Origin of the sequence: Nostoc sp. UIC 10630 (assembly GCF_010747425.1) — a bacterium.
Classification (GTDB): Bacteria; Cyanobacteriota; Cyanobacteriia; order Cyanobacteriales; family Nostocaceae; genus Nostoc.
Window position 1 is genome coordinate 23,087 of the sequence record NZ_JAAGOG010000024.1, and the last position, 19,063, is coordinate 42,149.

19 protein-coding genes and 1 pseudogene are annotated in these 19,063 nt (G+C 41.3%); 10 read left to right on the top strand and 10 right to left on the bottom strand.

Annotation, left to right across the window (positions count from 1 at the left end):
- Positions 1-228 precede the first annotated feature (228 nt).
- Positions 229-594, bottom strand: a complete 366-nt coding sequence (locus G1O98_RS08975; RefSeq protein WP_163928489.1) for a hypothetical protein — start codon at positions 592-594, stop codon at positions 229-231.
- A gap of 177 nt (positions 595-771) precedes the next feature.
- On the opposite strand from G1O98_RS08975, the gene G1O98_RS08980 reads away from it, so the two are divergent.
- From G1O98_RS08980 to G1O98_RS09000, 6 genes are all read left to right on the top strand, one after another.
- A complete protein-coding gene (locus tag G1O98_RS08980) occupies positions 772-1,047 on the top strand; it encodes a hypothetical protein (RefSeq protein ID WP_163928490.1) in 276 nt (91 codons plus the stop codon).
- A gap of 500 nt (positions 1,048-1,547) precedes the next feature.
- On the top strand, positions 1,548-2,840 hold the full coding sequence (locus G1O98_RS08985) for an ATP-binding protein (protein ID WP_163928491.1): 1,293 nt from the start codon (positions 1,548-1,550) through the stop codon (positions 2,838-2,840).
- Positions 2,830-4,656: a tetratricopeptide repeat protein gene (locus tag G1O98_RS08990; protein WP_163928492.1), complete on the top strand. Its 1,827-nt coding sequence runs from the start codon at positions 2,830-2,832 to the stop codon at positions 4,654-4,656. Before G1O98_RS08985 ends, G1O98_RS08990 begins: the two co-directional genes overlap by 11 nt.
- A gap of 49 nt (positions 4,657-4,705) precedes the next feature.
- Positions 4,706-4,798 (top strand): element excision factor XisH family protein, encoded by a 93-nt coding sequence (locus G1O98_RS41105; protein WP_345940538.1) that lies wholly within the window; start codon positions 4,706-4,708, stop codon positions 4,796-4,798.
- A 43-nt stretch (positions 4,799-4,841) separates the two neighbouring features.
- On the top strand, positions 4,842-5,123 hold the full coding sequence (locus G1O98_RS08995) for an element excision factor XisH family protein (protein WP_345940539.1): 282 nt from the start codon (positions 4,842-4,844) through the stop codon (positions 5,121-5,123).
- A complete protein-coding gene (locus tag G1O98_RS09000) occupies positions 5,111-5,446 on the top strand; it encodes a XisI protein (protein WP_163928493.1) in 336 nt (111 codons plus the stop codon). The genes G1O98_RS08995 and G1O98_RS09000 overlap by 13 nt, the downstream gene beginning before the upstream one ends.
- A gap of 97 nt (positions 5,447-5,543) precedes the next feature.
- Here G1O98_RS09000 and G1O98_RS09005 read toward each other — a convergent pair whose 3' ends face one another.
- From G1O98_RS09005 to G1O98_RS09025, 5 genes are all read right to left on the bottom strand, one after another.
- Positions 5,544-6,620 carry a substrate-binding domain-containing protein gene (locus tag G1O98_RS09005; protein WP_163928494.1) on the bottom strand — a complete coding sequence of 359 codons (1,077 nt, stop codon included), beginning with the start codon at positions 6,618-6,620 and terminating at the stop codon, positions 5,544-5,546.
- A gap of 254 nt (positions 6,621-6,874) precedes the next feature.
- A complete protein-coding gene (locus G1O98_RS09010) occupies positions 6,875-8,158 on the bottom strand; it encodes a serine/threonine-protein kinase (RefSeq protein WP_243458384.1) in 1,284 nt (427 codons plus the stop codon).
- A gap of 772 nt (positions 8,159-8,930) precedes the next feature.
- Positions 8,931-9,557 carry a heme-copper oxidase subunit III gene (locus G1O98_RS09015; protein WP_114080407.1) on the bottom strand — a complete coding sequence of 209 codons (627 nt, stop codon included), beginning with the start codon at positions 9,555-9,557 and terminating at the stop codon, positions 8,931-8,933.
- Positions 9,558-9,647: 90 nt separating this feature from the next.
- A complete protein-coding gene (gene ctaD, locus G1O98_RS09020; RefSeq protein WP_163928518.1) occupies positions 9,648-11,384 on the bottom strand; it encodes a cytochrome c oxidase subunit I in 1,737 nt (578 codons plus the stop codon).
- Between the two features lie 67 nt (positions 11,385-11,451).
- Positions 11,452-12,537 carry a cytochrome c oxidase subunit II gene (locus tag G1O98_RS09025; RefSeq protein ID WP_163928496.1) on the bottom strand — a complete coding sequence of 362 codons (1,086 nt, stop codon included), beginning with the start codon at positions 12,535-12,537 and terminating at the stop codon, positions 11,452-11,454.
- A gap of 537 nt (positions 12,538-13,074) precedes the next feature.
- Here G1O98_RS09025 and G1O98_RS09030 point away from each other — a divergent pair.
- A complete protein-coding gene (locus G1O98_RS09030; RefSeq protein ID WP_163928497.1) occupies positions 13,075-14,010 on the top strand; it encodes a heme A synthase in 936 nt (311 codons plus the stop codon).
- A 216-nt stretch (positions 14,011-14,226) separates the two neighbouring features.
- The gene (locus G1O98_RS09035; protein ID WP_163928498.1) at positions 14,227-15,180 is read left to right on the top strand and encodes a heme o synthase; all 954 of its coding nucleotides are present in this window, start codon (positions 14,227-14,229) and stop codon (positions 15,178-15,180) included.
- Between the two features lie 188 nt (positions 15,181-15,368).
- Here the strand turns inward: G1O98_RS09035 and G1O98_RS09040 are convergent, their stop codons facing one another.
- The 3 genes and pseudogenes from G1O98_RS09040 to G1O98_RS09050 form a co-directional block, all read right to left on the bottom strand.
- A complete protein-coding gene (locus G1O98_RS09040; protein WP_163928499.1) occupies positions 15,369-15,617 on the bottom strand; it encodes a type II toxin-antitoxin system HicA family toxin in 249 nt (82 codons plus the stop codon).
- Positions 15,614-15,823 (bottom strand): 2-oxoisovalerate dehydrogenase E1 subunit beta, encoded by a 210-nt coding sequence (locus G1O98_RS09045; RefSeq protein ID WP_163928500.1) that lies wholly within the window; start codon positions 15,821-15,823, stop codon positions 15,614-15,616. Before G1O98_RS09045 ends, G1O98_RS09040 begins: the two co-directional genes overlap by 4 nt.
- Before the next feature lie 227 nt (positions 15,824-16,050).
- Positions 16,051-16,524 (bottom strand): annotated as a pseudogene (locus G1O98_RS09050) (protein kinase); the annotation flags it as partial.
- A gap of 189 nt (positions 16,525-16,713) precedes the next feature.
- On the opposite strand from G1O98_RS09050, the gene G1O98_RS09055 reads away from it, so the two are divergent.
- Positions 16,714-17,589, top strand: a complete 876-nt coding sequence (locus tag G1O98_RS09055) for an MBL fold metallo-hydrolase (RefSeq protein ID WP_163928502.1) — start codon at positions 16,714-16,716, stop codon at positions 17,587-17,589.
- A 98-nt stretch (positions 17,590-17,687) separates the two neighbouring features.
- Here the strand turns inward: G1O98_RS09055 and G1O98_RS09060 are convergent, their stop codons facing one another.
- On the bottom strand, positions 17,688-17,873 hold the full coding sequence (locus tag G1O98_RS09060; protein WP_163928479.1) for a hypothetical protein: 186 nt from the start codon (positions 17,871-17,873) through the stop codon (positions 17,688-17,690).
- Positions 17,874-17,992: 119 nt separating this feature from the next.
- On the opposite strand from G1O98_RS09060, the gene dhaK reads away from it, so the two are divergent.
- The gene (gene dhaK / locus G1O98_RS09065; protein WP_163928503.1) at positions 17,993-19,063 is read left to right on the top strand and encodes a dihydroxyacetone kinase subunit DhaK; all 1,071 of its coding nucleotides are present in this window, start codon (positions 17,993-17,995) and stop codon (positions 19,061-19,063) included.

Here is a 19,063-nt window from a genome sequence, read left to right on the forward strand (position 1 = left end):
AACCTAAAGTAGATGTTGGGTTTCGTTCCTCAACCTAACCTACGATTATGTCTGATTTAGAGTTTGACGATACCCTTAGTCTATTTGCGATCGCACTCAGCATTCGATTTTGGAATATCAAAAGTCTCTGGAGATGCTTCAGAAGTTAAGCGGTATAAATATAGGCTCGTGGTGCGTTGTCACAAAGGTCAACGCACCCTTATCTGAAGAAGCGGCGAGTCCAAACAATTACTTCACAGATGTTACTGTTTGCTTTACTACTAGACGTGGTTTCTTGCGGTCTGACCTGCGCGTTCCACCAGCCATCCCATATTCATCACTATTTTTGCCATAGCGAGATGCAACATTTAACAGCATTTGCTCAGAATAAGTATTCAACTCTCGTTCTGCTTCTATTAATGCATTGTGTGTCTTATCTACTATTATTTGTGCTTGATTATAAGCGGCTAACTTTTCTCGTAACTCAATTACTTTAGTGTTGTAAGTAGCAATTGAAAACCCATTACTAAAGTCTAACCCAGGGTTAATTGTCTGCATTCCTTCAATCCGTCGTTCAGCTTTAGTCAGTGAGATGGAGTTTCGTTTCCGTTGCATATAGTTTTCCTATTTGGATTTATTTATAAATAACCCTGACTTTATACACTGAGTTATTTATATATCATCAAAATACGCAACAAGCAGATGCACCAGCCACAGTGAAGTTACAGAATTATAAAAGTATTGGATGGCATTAGCCAACTAGATAGATGCGGGTATATTTGCTGAAATTCGTTGAGAAAAGCTAGTTTTGATGTCGCAAAAGCAGGTTTTGATTTCGCAAAAGTAGGTTTTGATTTCGCAAAAGCTGGTTTTGATGTCACAAAAGCAGGTTTTGATGTCACAAAAGCTGGTTTTGATGTCACAAAAGCAGGTTTTGATGTCGCAAAAGCTAGTTTTGATGTCGCAAAAGCTAGTTTTGATGTCGCAAAAGCTAGTTTTGATGTCGCAAAAGCTGGTTTTGATGTCGCAAAAGCTGGTTTTGATGTCGCCGAGCTTTATCTCATGTAGAGACGCGATTGATCGCGTCTAAAAGACTGACACGTTAGAAAGACGCGATAAATCGCCGTCTTTACAAAGAATGTATTCGTCGATTATTCTTTGACAGACTACTAACTAATAGTAACAACAGCTACCATCGCATGGGCTAGAGGGGAATGAGACGAAGCACATTAAAAATTTATTTTTATAACTGAAAATTTTATTTTATTTATGTGTTAAGTAGCTTTCAGGATGTTATCTGTATCATCTATCATTCAGTTTAAATTATCGAATGTATCATCTATCATTCAGTCTTATTGATTATTGACCTCTGCTACTCATTGATAGGTTGAAGTTTGGGTATTAGGGCATCTCTTTTTAAGACATAACATACCACTCACTTAGTAGTTATTTATTAACGGAATTTAATAAGTTCTGTAAGCATACTCTATCCTAGACATTGCCTGAACTTGTGCTTCAAAAATCATGAGCCATTATATGAATAGTTAGCACGTTTACGGCACTATCCAATGTCTGAAGACTTATTAAACTCCTTTCAAGAAGCATACAGCAATCTCGAACTGTTTCCGTTGATGGAACGGAACGAAATGGAAAGATTTAGAGTCGAATATGGTGATGATTTAATTGCAGACCTGAACCAATTAGTGGAAGATAGCCCTAATGGAGATGGCAAAATTGTCTTTACAGGACATCGCGGATGTGGTAAGTCTACTTTATTAGCTGAATTTAGCCGACAAATTCAAGATAAATATTTTGTAGTTCTCTTTTCTATTGCTGACAAAATTGAAATGTCGGCTGTTAATCATATTAATATACTGTTTGCGATCGCAGTTAATTTAATGACAGAGGCAGAGGCACGCAGAGTTGATATTCCACAATCGACAAAAGAAGCTCTTTATAAGTGGTTTGCTACCCGTACTCGCACTGAAGAATCAAATTTACAAGCAGAAGTTAGTATAGGTTTTGACCTCTTAAAATTGATTAGCTCTAAATTAAAAGCTGATGCTAGCGTTCGGGATGAAATTAAGCAAGAATTTGAACGCAAGTTATCAGATTTAGTTGCCAGAATTAATGAAATTGCTGCTTTAATTCAAGCTGCAACTAAACAAAATGTTTTGGTAATTATTGATGATTTAGATAAACTTGACTTAGGCAGAGTGAACGAAATTTATCGAGATAACATTAAAGCTCTGTGTCAACCTAACTTTCAAATTATCTACACTATCCCCATTGCAGTCCTTCGAGAAACATTTATTAGCACAATAATTGCCACTGAAACCAACGATCAAGTTGTGGCAATGCCTGTCTTAAAAATATTTGATAAAGGTAAAAATCGCTTTCCTAATGCCCTACCTCGCCCGGAAGCAACAAAGATTCTCGGTGAAGTTTTGCAAAAACGGATTCCTAGTGAATTAATCGTAGCAGAAACGGCTGAAAAAATCGTAATTTACAGTGGTGGCGTATTACGAGAGTTAATTCGGATCTCTAAAGAATGTTGCCGCATTTGTTTGCGGATGATCCGGCGAAATCCCTCAGCCAAAGTTATCATTGATGATAAAATTCTTCTGCAAGCAATCAATAAAATTCGCAATGATTTTTCCATACGTTTAGGAAAAACTGATATCGATATTTTGCAGAGTGTTTATGAGCAATTTATGCCCAACGATCCGAAACAAGCAGAGTTTTTGGATTTACTACATGGGCTGTATGTTCTAGAATATCGCACTGATGAAACTTGGTATGATGTTCATCCAATTATTATCGAAAGCTTGAAAAGACAGGGAGCCATTAATGTTAAATGAAGAATTATTTGATGAAGGAGAAAATCAAGATGCGTATGATGATTTAATTGTTTCTATTGAAGCTCAAAAGCGGGGATTAAATTTACTGATTGCAGTTTGCGATGATGCTAGCTTTCGTGATGAGATTATTGCTCAATATGAAGCTGAACTACAACCCGCTTTTCGTGCATATCGAGTAACTTTAGCACGTCAAGAACCAAGCCTGAAAGCTGCTCTTAACCAACTGGTACAACAAGAAGAATATCTCCGTCAGCAAAACCTGGCGGTGATTACTGTCACGGGTGCTGAACAACTGTATTTTCTCAGGTTGGGAAATGAGCAATCAGAACAGGAAAAGTTTTTTGGTTACTTACAGTGGACAAGGGAAGGATTGCGCGAATTTCCATTTGCGATCGTGCTTTGGGTAACTAACCAAATTTTAGTTAACCTGATAAAAAAAGCGCCTGATTTTTGGAGTTGGCGTAATGGTGTATTTCGGTTTGAATCTCAAAAGACAAATGCTATTCCTGGTAAAGAATTAGAAAATATCCGCTTTGTTTTTAGAGACACAGAATTAGCTAGTACAGATACTAATGAAACTAATCGCTTTTTCTTACCCATTCAAGATTTACAAAGGTTAATCGAGAAAATAGAACAAGAGCGGGGAACTAAAGACCCCACCTTGGCTACTTTATACTCAAGATTGGGCGATATTTACCACAGCAGATTAGATCGGGGTGAATCTCAAAATTATCAAGAAGAACAGGAATTAGCAATTAAATATTGGCGACAGGCGAGTGAGCTACAAAATGAATTAGGTTTGCAGATAGATTTAGCTAATAGCCTCAACAATTTAGCCGGAATCTATCGTGCAACAGGACAGTACAGCGAAGCCGAACCTTTATATAAACAAGCTTTAGAACTAAGGAAACGCCTGCTAGGAGACAATCATCCTTCTTTTGCTACTAGCCTGAATAATTTGGCGGGACTTTACAAATCTACTGGACAATATGCTAAAGCAGAACTCTTATACCAACAAGCTTTGGAACTGAGGAAACGTCTGTGGGGAGAAAACCATGCGGATGTCGCCGTCAGTTTGAACAATTTGGCATTACTATATGATGAACAAGGACGTTATGACGAAGCAGAACCTTTGTATCTGCAATCATTAGAACTTGAAAAACGTTTGGTTGGTGAAAATCATATTTCTTTCGCTCTTATACTGAATAATTTAGCGCTACTTTATTATCATCAAGGACGTTACAGTGAAGCTGAACCGTTGTCACAACAAGCAATAGAATTAGATAAGCGATTTTTGGGAGAAGAGAATCCCGATGTCGCAACAGATTTACACAATTTAGGATTGATATACCGCGCTCAAGGACGCTACGATCAAGCAGAGTCTTTGTTTTTAGAATCCTTGGAACTGAAGCAGCGTCTATTGCAAAAGGCGCATCCACTTTTAGCAGATACTATCTATGCTCTTGGTTATATGTACAGGGAGCAAGGACGCTACAATGAAGCGGAATCTTTATGTATAAAAGCCTTAGAACTTGATAAGCACCTATTGGGAGAAAATCATCCCAATGTTGCCGAAAGTCTCAATAATTTGGCAGAAATTTATCGTGCAACTGGACGTTACGATGAAGCAGAACCGCTTTATTTGCAAGCTTTAAATATTTGTGAGCGAGTCTGGGGTGTAAATCATCACCGTAGTGTCTCTATTCGTCAAAATCTAGAAAAACTTGCCACAGCAATGGAGAATAATGGAGAGTGTGATGTCTTGTCTACGACACGCTGCGCGAACGACAACCCCTTTGGGGAACCCATTGCATAGAGCAACAATATCATTTTAGGTTAATCTGGCCTAATCTAGAGATAGCAACATTGCTAAAGATGTTTTCCATCAACAGGTTAAAAAAGCATTAATTAAGGATGGGTGGATAATTACTCACGATCCTTATTACAATTCGTATTAGTGAAGCAATTAAACTACAAATAGACTTAGCGGCTGAAAATGCCATTGCCGCAGAACGTAATACAGAGAAAATAGCTGTTGAAATTAAGAGTTTTATTGCAGATTCAGATATCAGTGAATTTCATACTGCACTAGGACAATATCTAAATTACTGCCAAGCTATTGAAGAACAAGAAGTAGACAGAGCGCTTTACCTAGCAGTTCCTATTGAAACATATCAAGACTTTTTTCAACTTTCTTTTGTCCAACGCGCTCTTCATCGTTACCAAGTTAAGTTGATAGTTTACGACCCAAGATGTGAGGAAATTCGACTATGGATAAAATAGAACGCTATCGACAACTTATCAAACAAGTATTGAGCGAACATCAACAAATAGCATCTAATAGCGATACAGTAAATTCACAATTAATTTTAGACAATGAAAATGATCATTATCAACTAGCTTATGTTGGCTGGCAAGGAGATAAGCGGGTGTTTGGCCCGGTCATGCATTTTGATATTCAAAATGAGAAAATATGGATTCAGTATAATGGTACAGAAGAGTCTGTTGCTGAACGATTGGTTGAGTTAGGTGTACCCCGTTCTGATATTGTGATTGGGTTTCATTCTCCTTTTAAACGCCAATTTACTTCTTATGCTGTCGAGTAAATGTAAATATTTTCAACTTAGAACTTCTATAAGAACCCCGACTTCTTTAAGAAGTCGAGGTTCTTGGGGAAGGGGGCTTAATTGTCATCCAAATCTACTAGTTAACCCCAACGAAACCAGCTTGCTCAATTGCTCTTTGTCCCTGATCAGTTAACAAAAGTTTGGTGTATGCATCCCCAATCTGTTGTTCCCGACCTTTATTCTGCTTAATAATCACAAACAAATTAGCAATTATGGGATAGCTGCCATTTTTGATAGCTTCAGTATTTAGCTGATTGCGCTGACGCGGACATTGCTCAGGCGACACCATCGGTTCCCGATAGGGGGGAATTAATTGACCAGCAGTCTGACCCAATGGTAAGGCCTTCACACTACATTGAGGCACTACCGAACGGGCAGAACCGTAATACACACCACCAGGGATTTTACTGAGTTGGCGCACTGCCTCTGTAGTAGAGTAGACATATTGCACATTCGAGCCAAGTGTTTGCCCTTTCAAGTCGCTGTTGCTAGGGAATATTACTGTATCTGCGTCCTCTGGTCGTTGAGATAAAGGTGTGATGGGTAGGTTTGGCCCACCTACTTGATTCCAGTTAGTAATTTTCCCCAAATAAATCTGCTGCAATTGGTCAACAGTTAAACCTGACACTTTCAGGGATGGGTTGACTACTACTGCTATTCCATCCATACCTACCTGACGTTGCTCAAGGGTAAAGCCTCGCTCTTTTGCCATAGCTTGTTCTTCATCTGTAAGGGGACGAGAAGACTGAGCAAAGTCTAATTTCCCATCAAGTAACATCCGAATGCCTGAGCTAGAACCAGGGCTAGCATTAACAGGGTCTACATAACGTAATTGTAGTTCCGGGCGATCACTCTGAATCTGAGAATCTACTAATTGCCGAATAGATGCCCAAGCTGTACTTCCTCCGTAGTTAAATGAGGCAGTGGGGACATCTGCAACTGTCTGAAAACTGGATGTGGTATTAGAGACGGTCTTGAAATTTTGATTAGGAGAAGAGTTAACGCTGTTACGGGACAATAAATTCGGCTTTAGTAACCACCAAAGTAGCCCACCAATAACCATAAGTGTCAGCACTTTACCAATAATCAAACCTCTAAGAAAGAGGGCAATTTCGCTGTTAATTAAAGCTTTTTTTTGATTTGTATTGTCCATATTTTTAAATTTTGTTTATTATATTGATCTTACAGGAATCTCTAAGTAATTATCCTAGAATAATTTTTAGAATATTTAGATTTAAATTAAATACGTAATAGCTAGTTAATAGGTATTTTTATGATTGCTGCTAGATTATTAACTTTTTCTAATGTATAGACTCATCTTTGAATTTTGTGAAGTTAGACGTATCGCGCTTGCGCTGCGCGCACCACACAAATAAATATGGCCATACCACGCTGCGCGAACAGAAATTAAAGTGGACTGCTATCATGAGATTCAATTTGCTTTTTAATAATTTTTGCAATGCTACAATTGTTTTTACAGACTCCTTTTTTAGCTATTGATTTCGCTATTAGGCTATTCACATTGGAATTAGTAAATCGTTGCTCAACCAATTTTTCTATAAAATTATTTAATTGAGTAGGCTGGTTTGGAGACGATGCACCTGTATTCATAAACGTATAGATTAAAATTAATACTATAAAACTAGTGGTAGCGCCAAGCCCTATTCCTAGAAGCAAAAGAAAGTTTCTATAATTTAGCAAATAAGTATCATCAGCATTTTGGTTGATGCCAGCAGATTCTGATGACTGTGGCAACAGTAGAGCAGAATTAAGTGCTTGCAAAGCTTCTGTAGCAGATTGATAACGCTGATTGTAGCGATCGCGAACCATTGTATCTAAAATATTTGCAAGAGCATCACTTACCTGTACCTGATCGCGCCAGAGAACTTCTCCAGTATTGGGATCTTCTTTTATTTGCTCAGGAATTAAACCTGTCAAAGCTTGAATGCCTATCATCCCTACTGCGTAGATATCGCTGCAAAGTTTTGGCTTTCCTTTAGCCTGTTCGCTTGGCATATAACCAGGAGTCCCAACAGCAATTGTTAAACCTGCTCCCAAAGCACCAATTTTCTTAATACTCCCAAAGTCAATTAGCACAATCTTCTGATCGGAGTGCCGCCGCATCAAATTTTGGGGCTTAATATCCCGATGAATAATGTTATTTTGGTGAACGAATGCCAGCACTTCCAGGATGTCTTTTAATAAACTTAAGACTGCATTCTCGCTCAGACGCTGACCTGATACAATTTCTTGGGTTAACGCATGACCATCAATAAATTCTTGGACTAAATAGAAATCTCCATCTTCATCAAAATGGGCAAACAGTCTAGGAATTTGATCGTGGTCGTTGCCTAGCTGGTATAAAACTTCCGCTTCCCGATCAAATAACTTTTTAGCGATGGGTAGAACAGCGGGATTGGAATCTTTTGGTTGGAAATGTTTTACCACACAATGGGGTTGTCCTGGTAAATCTAGGTCTACAGCTAAGTATGTATCACCAGAGCCTCCACTTCCTAAGTGTTTGATAATTTCAAAGCGATTCCGAAGTGTTTTTCTGGGGAGAGAGTATTGATCCCTGTTACCTCTAGCACCTGCTAACAAGTAAGTATTACCAGAACCTCCGCTTTCCAGCAGTTTGACAGTCTCAAAGCGACTCCGAAGTTTTTTTCTAACTAGAGGGTTCTGGCTCATGTGGCGTATACTACTTGTTAATTTACTGACCATTCAGAGCTTGGGTGAGGTATGAATACCTGCCGCTAGATTTGTTCCTATTTGAGGAAGCTAGCTTCTCAGTCAAACCATACTTTGGAGCATTTTCATGGCTAACTCCTTGATTTGGTTAATTTGATACCTTTACAGATATCTTAATATAAAGATAAAGTTTATTTTTGGAATAATTCAATAATTTTATCTCTTAAGTAAATTTAATACTAGCCTCCAGTATTTATAACAGTATATTAACTGGTTATTCAATAGGGTCCAAAAAACATCCAACTTTTCCGACTTTTCCGACCTTTTAGTTGCGTCTATAGTACAATACGCTTGGGTTAAGAGCTACTGGCAAAAATTTTGGGTTTTGAGACGCGATAAATCGCCGTCTCTACAAGTGTTTTGGTCTTATCTGAACTGTATTGTATTGGTCTATAATAATCCGCTTTGATTTTTGTTCGCGCAGTGTGGTGTAGCAATATTTACTTGCATTGGAAGGTAAGAGGCAAGAGACAATTTGAAAAAAAGCTTTTTGAATTGTACAAGGTTTTTTAAAATATCAAATACAAGTACTATATATTACTTGCAATAAGTCAGTTGCATTTAAAAAAGTAATCGTGTGAGTAGTTTAAGCTTGTTTTAGTATATTTTCTATAAACCTTGCTAAGTAAAAAATAAAATATTAATTAAAAAAGCCCCCAATAGGGGGCATATTAAGTTGTTCGCGTGGAGTAAACAACTAAATAATTAATACTCACAGGAGATAGAGTAATCCGAACAAAATAATCCAAATCACGTCAACGAAGTGCCAGTAGATTTCGGCTGCTTCAATACCAAAGTGCTTTTCGTCACTATAGTGACCCGGAAGGCGCGATCGCCACAACACGGCAACAATGGCCAAAACGCCAATGGTAACGTGCAATCCGTGGAAACCAGTCAAAACGTAAAATGCACTAGCAAATAAATTGGTAGTTAAACCAAATTCTAAATGGGTATATTCATATACTTGACCCACTAAGAAAGTAGCGCCCATCACGGCGGTAATTGCTAACCAGATTCGCGCACCTCGCGTATCGTTCTTTTTAATAGCAGTGTCAGCATTGTGCATGACAAAACTACTAGAAATTAGATTGATGGTGTTGACTCCAGGTAACAGTAGTTCTAATTCTGGAGTACCTGCTGGCGGCCACACAGGTAAGGTAGCACGGAAAGCTAAGTAGGCTCCGAACAGACCCATAAAAATCATCCCTTCAGCAATCAGGAAGACATATAGCCCAAACAGACGATGGTCTGGATGTTCTTCGTGATGGCCAACGGACGCTTCCACCGCGTGGTGATGATTAAGTTCGGTTTTAGCTGGGTCAATGATTTGACTTTGCATGAATTTTGATGAGTGGGGAATGGGGAATGTGGAATGGGGAATGGGGAGCAGAGGAGAAGAAATTCCTAGTCCCCAGTCCCCAGTCGCAGTTTATTTGCGGTCTTCGGGATTGGCAGCAACGGCTGGATCGGGTTCTGCTCTTAATACTGAATTGGGCCCACCAGACAAGATTGGATTGGGATCGTATAAAGGTACACCTTCATTAGCATGTTCCAAACCGTAGTCGTAGGGGCCTGTAGCCAGCACTGGGGTTTGATCAAAATTTTCGATCGCAGGTGGTGAAGTTGTCATCCATTCTAAGGTAAGTGCCCTCCAAGGATTATTAGCAGCTTTCTCACCGTACAACCAACTCCAAACCGCATTGATGATGAAGGGGAATGTCGAAATTGCCAGTATGTAAGAACCATACGTACAAATTTCGTTCAATGTGGTGAATTTGGGATCATATTGGGCAATGCGGCGATTCATGCCCATTAAACCCAGTTTGTGCATAGGTAAGAAGGTCATGTTTAGACCAACAATAGTCAAGGCAAAATGAACCTTACCCCAAAATTCGTTGATCATCCGTCCCGTCATTTTTGGGAACCAGTGGTAAATGGCGGCAAAAATCCCTAGAACGCTACCACCAAATAGCACATAGTGCAAGTGGGCTACCACAAAATAGGTGTCGTGAACGTGAATGTCAAAGGGCACTGCTGCCAACATCACGCCACTGATACCGCCGATTACAAAAGTGCCGACAAAGCCGATGGCGAACAACATCGCACTGTTAAGCTGGATTTTTCCACCCCACATGGTTGCTAACCAGCTAAATATTTTAATCCCTGTGGGTACGGCGATGATCATGGTGGTGATCATAAAAAACATCCGCAACCAGCCGGGGATACCACTGGTAAACATGTGGTGCGCCCAGACGATTAGCCCCAAAAAGCTGATTGCTAGAGATGAATAAGCGATCGCTTTATAGCCAAAAATCGGCTTGCGGGAATGCACGGGGATAATTTCTGAAATTGCTCCAAAGAAGGGCAAAATCATGATGTAAACGGCTGGGTGGGAGTAAAACCAGAACATGTGCTGGTATACAACCGGGTCGCCACCGCCAGTTGGGTTAAAAAATGTTGTCCCGGCAATTAAGTCAAAAGAAAGCAGAATCAGACCGGCTGCAAGAACTGGGGTGGATACCAAAACTAGCGCCGAAGTTGCAAACATTGCCCAGCAGAACAAGGGCATTTTGTGTATGTCCATGCTGGGGATACGCATCTTCAGCAATGTCACCAGGAAATTTATCGACCCCAAAATTGAGGACGTACCCAGCAGCAGGACACTCATAATCCAAATGCCTTGCCCCACTTGTCCTGTTACCAAACTCAGGGGAGGGTAGGAAGTCCAACCCGCATCCGGTGCATCGCCTACCGCTAAACTGGCGATCAGCAATATACCCGCAGGGGGGATCATCCAAAAGGCAACAGCATTCAGCCGAGGAAATGCCATATCTTTTGCCCCAATCATCAGGGGAATTAGATAGTTAGCAAACCCTGCCCCGGTTGGCACGATCCACAAGAAAATCATGATCGTGGCGTGTAACGTAAACAGACTATTGTAGACTTCTGGGGTGACAAAATCTACCTCTGGGGTTCGTAGTTCTGTGCGAACCAAGTCAGCCATTACACCGCCAATGCAGTAGAAAATAAACGAAGTGACTAGGTATTGAATCCCAATCACCTTATGGTCGGTTTGAAAGCCAAAGAAGTCTTGCCATTTTCTGATCCCTGGTTCCTCAAGAAGGGCAGGGATATTGGCAGTTTCTTGCAACTGAGCTTGTGTCATAGTCATTAGTCATTAGTCATTAGTCATTGGTCATTAGTCACTGGATTTTGACTAAATAACATATTGACTAATGGTGAACTTGATGAAGGATTTCTGGTTTAATTCCCATGTCCTTGGTGTAAGGAGCAAGAAAATCATTTGGGGATAAATTCGCTGGGTTAACAGCAACGGCTTGATTTAGTGTTTCTTTGCTGGCAACTAGCTGTTCTTGCATCCATTTGGCAAATGCTTCTTCTGACTCAACAACTACTGGCGCTCTCATTGCACCGTGGTAAGGGCCACAAAGTTCGGCACAGATTAGGACATAATCTCCTGCTGTTTTGGGGGTGAAGCGAATCTCGCTTTGTCTACCAGGGATCGCATCTTGTTTCAGGCGGAACTCTGGCACCCAGAAAGCATGGATGACATCGTTGGCTGTCATATTGATTTCCACTTCTCGCCCGATGGGAACGTGCATTTCACCTGTAGTTATACCAGTTTCAGGATAGGTGAAAATCCAGGCATATTGTAGACCTGTGACGTTGACCTGTAATTGTGCTGGTTTGCCTGCTTTATCAGGAGTTCCCCCAATTGTTGGAGCAACACTACCGACACCTGGGGCATTCCGCAGTTGGGGAATTTGGTCAGCATTGCGGACTTCTGCGGTAGCTGGGTCTTGCATTGCCTCATCAGATTTTTCTTGATTGAGGTTAGGCTCGGTGCTGGGAGGAGTATCGCTTAAGGTTGCGGCCATCGCACTTCCAGGCATTGCCATTGACTCCTGATTCATCATCGGCGCTTCATGAATAGCATGAGGATCAAAGCCACCGATTTCGTTGTAGACATCAAAGCTGTAAACAGAAATACCGATAACGATAATTGCTGGGATCGCCGTCCAGAGAATTTCTAGAGGTATATTGCCCTCAACTGGTGGGCCGTCTTCATTGTCACCTGCACGCCGGCGGTATTTAAATGCGGAGTAAATCAAAATACCTTCAACTAACAGGAATATACCTGTAGAAACGATCATCATCGCGTTGAACAGACCATCCACCAAGACGGCTTCATCCGTGGCTGCTGCTGGCAACAGACCGTGATTTTGACCGTACCAAAGGCTGGCTAGCGTTAGCACGATGCCAATGAGTAATGTCCAGATTGAACTTGGAATCTTCACGGCTTACTTAATTGAATTTACTACGTTATCTTAAAGCTGCCCACTTACTAAGGTAGTCTAGGCTGGAAGGCATAGAGTCCAAAGGTCTGAAATTTTTATTAATTTTTTTAACTATTTTACTAATATTGGGTACAAGGTGACTATCAGGAGGCAGAAGGCAGGAGGCAGGGGGCAGGAGGTAGAGGGGAGGAGTAACCCAGATGCATTTAAAAGCATGGGTATTGAACCACTGGATTTTATACTCAAAACTGAAGTTTCCATTCATTTTCATTCATAATTATTTCCTCCTGCCTTCTCCTAAAATCAGTGGAAAAATTTAAGGAAAAATTTAGAATGTTTAAATTAATTGTGATTAATCAATTTTTCACATCTTGAAAAATACCTAAAGCTTCAGGCAGAACCTTCCTAGAGTGATTCAAAGTATAAGTGAGTGCTAATCTATAAACCCTTAGCCTATACGCTAGGGTGAAGATGGGACACTAAAAGAAAATTGAAAATTTTAAGAGAGCCACCAAGAGCAGGCAGAAGGTATCATTCATGAGCGAATTTGTCCTACAACAACAAAATGAAGCGGCAGTTGAGCAGCAAAAGCCCAAGGAAATGATTCGGCGCTTGGTGTGGAAAATGTGCATAGCCACCTTAATTTTGATGGCAATAGGCAGTGCCACCCGCGTGATGAATGCTGGACTTGCTTGCCCAGACTGGCCCTTATGCTATGGCGAACTCGTGCCAGCCAAGCAAATGAATCTCCAGGTGTTCCTAGAGTGGTTTCACAGATTGGATGCAGCTTTAATTGGTTTAAGCGCGATCGCACTTTTTGGTTTGTCCTGGTGGCATCGTCGTTTCTTACCCAGATGGCTGCCTTGGGCATCCACATTCGCCCTATTTTTAATCGTCTTCCAAGGCATCTTGGGAGGACTCACCGTTACCGAACTGTTGCGGTTTGATATTGTTACTGCTCATTTAGGAACGGCGCTGTTATTTTTTTGCACCCTCTTGATTATCGGCACGACACTCACTCCCTATCAGGGGACTGGAACCGTTGGTAAGTTGCCTTGGGTAGGTTTAACTGCTGCTATTCTGGTTTACCTGCAAAGTCTGCTAGGTGCTTTGGTAGGCTCTCGCTGGGCGCTACACCAATGCTTCGGTGGTTCTCAACTTTGTACTGTAATGTACAGCCATATTGCTGGTTTGGTGCCGCCAACAGTCACAACCTTGGCAATGGTATTTATCTGTTGGCGTACACCAGCACTACATCCAGCCTTGCGGCGACTGGCAAATATAGCTGGTGGTTTGTTGACCTTACAAATTTTGTTGGGATTCGCCACTTTCAAATTACATCTCCAAGTCGAGCCTCTCACCGTCTCCCACCAAGCTATAGGAGCAGCTTTGTTAGGTACTTTGGTGGCTTTCACAGTTCTCGCACAGCGTGACTCAGTTAGTGCTGAGTCACGAGTGCTGAGTGCTGAGTAAGGAATGGGGAAGATGAGGAAGACGAGGGAGATGAGGGGGCAGAGGAAGAATTTCTATCTAACTGATAACTCCTAACTCAGCACTCAGCACTCAGCACTCAGCACTAATGATGCAACCTACCCAGGGACAGAAAATCTGTGTTTTTATTTGCCTGAAAGAGCCAGCTTGAGCGTGGGCTGCATATAAGTTGTTGAAAAATAAGGAACCAGAGCCAAAATGATTGAGACTAATGTCTCTCGCCACCACGAAACGTTTTTCCAGGTAGTTCAAAGTTATTACCAGCTAACAAAGCCTCGGATTATTCCGTTGCTTTTGATTACCACGGCTGGGAGTATGTGGATTGCTGCTAAGGGAGAAGTAGACCCATTGCTGTTGCTAGTAACTCTCACTGGTGGCACTTTGGCTGCTGCAAGCGCCCAGACGATTAACTGTATCTACGATCGCGATATTGATTATGACATGGAGCGGACGCGTCATCGTCCGATGCCTTCCGGTAAGGTGCAGCCACGCGATGCTCTAATTTTTGCGATCGCACTGGCAACGATTTCCTTTACACTCTTGGCAGTATTTGCCAATCTGTTAGCCGCGCTGCTAGCTTTCTCTGGCATAGTTTTTTATATTTTGGTCTATACCCACTGGCTGAAACGCCACACCCCTCAGAATATTGTTGTTGGTGGTGCGGCTGGGGCAATTCCGGCTTTAGTGGGTTGGGCCGCTGTCACGGGAACATTAAGCTGGTCAGCATGGCTGATTTTTGCCATCGTCTTCTTGTGGACACCACCCCATTTCTGGGCGCTAGCTCTGATGATTAAAGATGACTACGCAAAAGTTGGGATACCAATGTTACCTGTGATTGAAGGTACTACGGCAACTGTAAAGCAGATTTGGTATTATACGCTGCTAACAGTAATTGCAACCGTGTTATTGGTTTATCCTTTGGGCGCAAGTGGAATTCTTTATGCTGCGATCGCTGTAATTCTGGGAGGATTATTTATCCACAAATCTTGGCGTTTGTTGCAAAATCCAGAGGATCGCGCTGTAGCTAAAGAGTTGTTTCTCTTTTCGATCTCCTACATGATGCTTTTGTGTCTGGGGATGGTAGTTGATAGTCTTCCCGTTACCCATAATTTAATTAGTGCGGTGAGTAATCATCTGCATTTTATTGGTTAGGGGATGCAAAATTTCGCGATCGCGTTTGGTAAAGGGGCGCGATCGCATTTTCAGAAATTAAAAAATATACATAATAATTAGAGTTTGGCGGATTTGCGATTTCTACGATGGGCTACGCCTACGCGAGTAAAGTTTCAATCATAAGTGAATTTATTAAACATTAATTACACTTACCTATTTATCCGTTTTTAATAGCTATAGAAAAAGCAACGCAAGTAATTGTCACGAGTGAAACCAGCATGAGCAGCAACATCTCTCAGTATGGCGTTAAGAGTACCAATTTTAATCGGGTCATGAGCGGGAACTGTAATATGATGCTCACCATTCTGTTGAGTAGTTAACCGAATGTGGCTGCCCTTTTGATGACTGACCTCGTATCCTAGATGAGCAAGAGCGTTAACTAATTCTGAACCAGATAAGTCTCGTGGGAGCTTCAAGAAGCTATTACCTCATCACGTACTATGTGTAACCGAATAATTTTAGGACGGTTATGTTCATTAGGAAAATGACAATGAACCGCATCACGGATCATTTCGCGTAGTGTTTCTATATCCTCAGCCTGAGTAAAAATGGACTCGGTTAAAGCTCTAGCTGTATAACCACCATCTGGATCATCTTCAACGAGAAATACAATTTCAGTCATAGCGAATCTTTCCTTAATTACTAAATTCTACAATTCACAAGTCTTGATGTAAGGGCAGAGAGTGTTTTTCTTCTTCCATCTAATCTCATACTCCATATCGCTCTGAGTAGTTGTCCTACCGGAGCAGCTAATGTAAATGATAGAAATTCATAAGGCTTCCAATTATTTTTAATCCGCCATCCTAGAGACTCACCGAAATATTTCCAGGTTTCCAAATCTAAGTCAGGACGTTCATGGATAAACTTCAGGATAGGCAATAAATCAGTTAAAAGCTGTTTTATCTTTTCTTCGCTAAAAGCTCCCTTCTGCTGCAATTCTTGTAATAAATTCTGCCCCTGAATCAACTCTTGCACCAAATAAAGCCGCTTATCCTGTTCAAAATAAGCAATCAGGTGGGGAATTTGCGGGTGTTCTCCCAAGTCATAGAGACGCTTCGCCTCTTGCTTAAATAACTCCGTTGCTTTCTCAAGTGCAGCTGTTCCTTGAACTTGCGGGACAAATTGCTTAATTACGCAAGGTTCGTCTATCTTATCTGCATCCCTAGCTTCATAAGTTTTGCTAAATCCACCCTCACCCAAAAGTCGTATTACCCGGAAACGGTTTCTGAGTAATGACGTGAGTGTTTGTCCACACTTAATACAAAACTTATTGTCATCAGTATTAAAAGGATTTGAACAACTGGAATTAGAACAGTAAAGCATATTTGGGAATAAGCAGATAGTGTCTATTAAGTTTTCCCATTTTCTGTTTACTAGGTTTCACGAGTCTTTATATTATTGAGCAGATTTACTTCTCGTGGCGGCTACAGTCTCAAGTCACTTTTGCTAGCGTAGTGATATAAGGTTTATCGCTCCCCCAGTATACGGTTGGAAGCAAAAGGATTAATTAATATGGCTCATTTAAATCAGCGTCGTCCCCAAAATGTCAACGGCGATTTTTATGTAGATACTACCTGTATTGATTGTGATACCTGTCGCTGGATGACTCCTGAAGTGTTTTCTCGTGTTGATGAACAGTCGGCAGTTTATCATCAACCAACGAATGATACAGAAAGATTAGCAGCACTTGAAGCACTTTTAGCTTGTCCTACTAGTTCTATTGGGACTGTTGAAAAACCAAAAGATATCAAAGTTGCTCAACAAAAGTTTCCAATATTAGTGGCGGAAAATGTTTACCACTGCGGCTATCATTCTGAAAAATCTTATGGTGCTGCTAGCTATTTAATTCAACTTCCAGAAGGTAATATTTTGGTGGATTCTCCCCGGTTTACGCCGCCTTTAGTCAAGCGTTTAGAAGAACTGGGGCCGATTCGTTATATGTACCTAACTCATAAAGATGATGTGGCAGATCATCAAAAGTTTGCGGAGCATTTTCAGTGCGATCGCATCCTTCACACTGATGATATTACTGCGGATACTCGCAATGTAGAAATACAGCTAACTGGTTCTGAAGCATTTACCTTGACTCCAGATTTATTAATTATCCCAGTTCCCGGTCACACCAAAGGGCAAACCGCCCTACTCTACAAAAATAAGTTTCTCTTTACTGGCGACCATCTCGCTTGGTCAGAAAGCTTGCACCAACTGACTGCATTCTACAGTGTCTGCTGGTATTCTTGGCCAGAACAGACTAAATCAATGCGTAATTTGGCTAATTATTCTTTTGAGTGGGTGCTACCAGGTCATGGGCGAAGGTTTCATGCTGATAAAGAAACTATGCGCCAGCAGATGCACAAGTGTATTGAGTGGATGGAATCTTTGGATTGACATTACAACTATTCTCAGGTAAACAGACCACGTAGTAGGGGCGCAAGACCTTGCGCCCCTACTGAATAGAGTGTACACAAAAGTCTTCTAAAGCTGCCCTACATCTTGACCTGCAATGCTAATGCATCAACCTGCAATGCTAATGCATCAACCTGCAATGCCAATGCATCAACCTGTAATGCCAATGCATCGACCTGTAATGCCAATGCATCGACCTGCAATGCTAATGCATCAACCTGCAATGCTAATGCATCAACCTGTAATGCTAATGCATCGACCTGCAATGCTAATGCAACACTAAAGCTTTCTAGAAGAGAGATTTAGACAGAGGTCAGAATCTATTGCATACAAACCAGAAGCGCTATAACCTGGGTTTTAGAACCCTTTTAAGCAAACACGGATTATGAAAAAGCTGATCAACAAGCCGGAAGACTTTGTGCGGGAAAGTCTAGAAGGTATGGCGGCGGCTCATTCCGATTTAATTAAAGTAAACTATGATCCCACTTTTGTTTATCGAGCCAATGCACCTATACAAGGTAAAGTAGCAATTATTTCAGGTGGTGGCAGTGGACATGAACCAATGCACGCTGGCTTTGTGGGCAAAGGAATGCTTGATGCAGCTTGTCCTGGTGAAGTTTTCACTTCACCTACTCCTGACCAAATGCTAGAAGCAGCAAAGCTTGTAGATGGGGGCTCTGGTATCCTTTACATCGTCAAAAATTACAGTGGCGATGTCATGAACTTTGAAATGGCAACGGAGTTAGCCCGTAGTGAAGGCATTCGATCGCTAAATATTTTGATTGATGACGATGTAGCAGTGAAAGATAGCCTCTATACCCAAGGACGGCGGGGTGTGGGAACAACAATATTGGCGGAAAAAATTTGTGGCGCGGCGGCTGAGGCTGGGTATGATTTGCCACAAATTGCAAATTTATGTCGCCGAGTAAATCTAAATGGGCGGAGTATGGGAATTGCTCTAACATCTTGTACAGTCCCCGCGAATGGAACACCGACATTTGAATTGAGCGATCGCGAAATTGAATTAGGTATCGGTATTCACGGTGAGCCAGGAACAGAACGTACCGCCATCAAACCAGTAGATGAGATTACCGAAGTTTTGACGCGATCGCTCCTTGAGGATGCACCATACAGCCGCACACTGCGCGAGTGGGATGAAGACAAAGGAGAATGGCTAGATGTAGAACTAACAAATCTCCGATTTGCCAAAGGCGATCGCTTATTAGCTTTCGTCAATAGTATGGGTGGAACTCCGGTTTCTGAACTATATATTGTTTACCGCAAACTAGCCCAAATCTGCGAACAGCAAGGATTCAAAATTGTGCGAAACTTAATCGGTCCTTACATCACATCTCTAGAAATGCAAGGTTGCTCCATTACCCTGCTGAAATTAGATGACGAGATGATCCGATTATGGGATGCACCAGTCAAAACACCCAGTTGGCATTGGGACTAA

Coding starts and splice junctions, on each gene's coding strand:
- G1O98_RS08975 (WP_163928489.1), bottom strand. CDS start 594: ATGCAACGGAAACGAAACTCCATCTCACTGACTAAAGCTGAACGACGG.
- G1O98_RS08985 (WP_163928491.1), top strand. CDS start 1,548: ATGTCTGAAGACTTATTAAACTCCTTTCAAGAAGCATACAGCAATCTC.
- G1O98_RS08990 (WP_163928492.1), top strand. CDS start 2,830: ATGTTAAATGAAGAATTATTTGATGAAGGAGAAAATCAAGATGCGTAT.
- G1O98_RS09000 (WP_163928493.1), top strand. CDS start 5,111: ATGGATAAAATAGAACGCTATCGACAACTTATCAAACAAGTATTGAGC.
- G1O98_RS09005 (WP_163928494.1), bottom strand. CDS start 6,620: ATGGACAATACAAATCAAAAAAAAGCTTTAATTAACAGCGAAATTGCC.
- G1O98_RS09010 (WP_243458384.1), bottom strand. CDS start 8,158: ATGAGCCAGAACCCTCTAGTTAGAAAAAAACTTCGGAGTCGCTTTGAG.
- G1O98_RS09015 (WP_114080407.1), bottom strand. CDS start 9,557: ATGCAAAGTCAAATCATTGACCCAGCTAAAACCGAACTTAATCATCAC.
- ctaD (WP_163928518.1), bottom strand. CDS start 11,384: ATGACACAAGCTCAGTTGCAAGAAACTGCCAATATCCCTGCCCTTCTT.
- G1O98_RS09030 (WP_163928497.1), top strand. CDS start 13,075: ATGAGCGAATTTGTCCTACAACAACAAAATGAAGCGGCAGTTGAGCAG.
- G1O98_RS09035 (WP_163928498.1), top strand. CDS start 14,227: ATGATTGAGACTAATGTCTCTCGCCACCACGAAACGTTTTTCCAGGTA.
- G1O98_RS09045 (WP_163928500.1), bottom strand. CDS start 15,823: ATGACTGAAATTGTATTTCTCGTTGAAGATGATCCAGATGGTGGTTAT.
- G1O98_RS09055 (WP_163928502.1), top strand. CDS start 16,714: ATGGCTCATTTAAATCAGCGTCGTCCCCAAAATGTCAACGGCGATTTT.
- dhaK (WP_163928503.1), top strand. CDS start 17,993: ATGAAAAAGCTGATCAACAAGCCGGAAGACTTTGTGCGGGAAAGTCTA.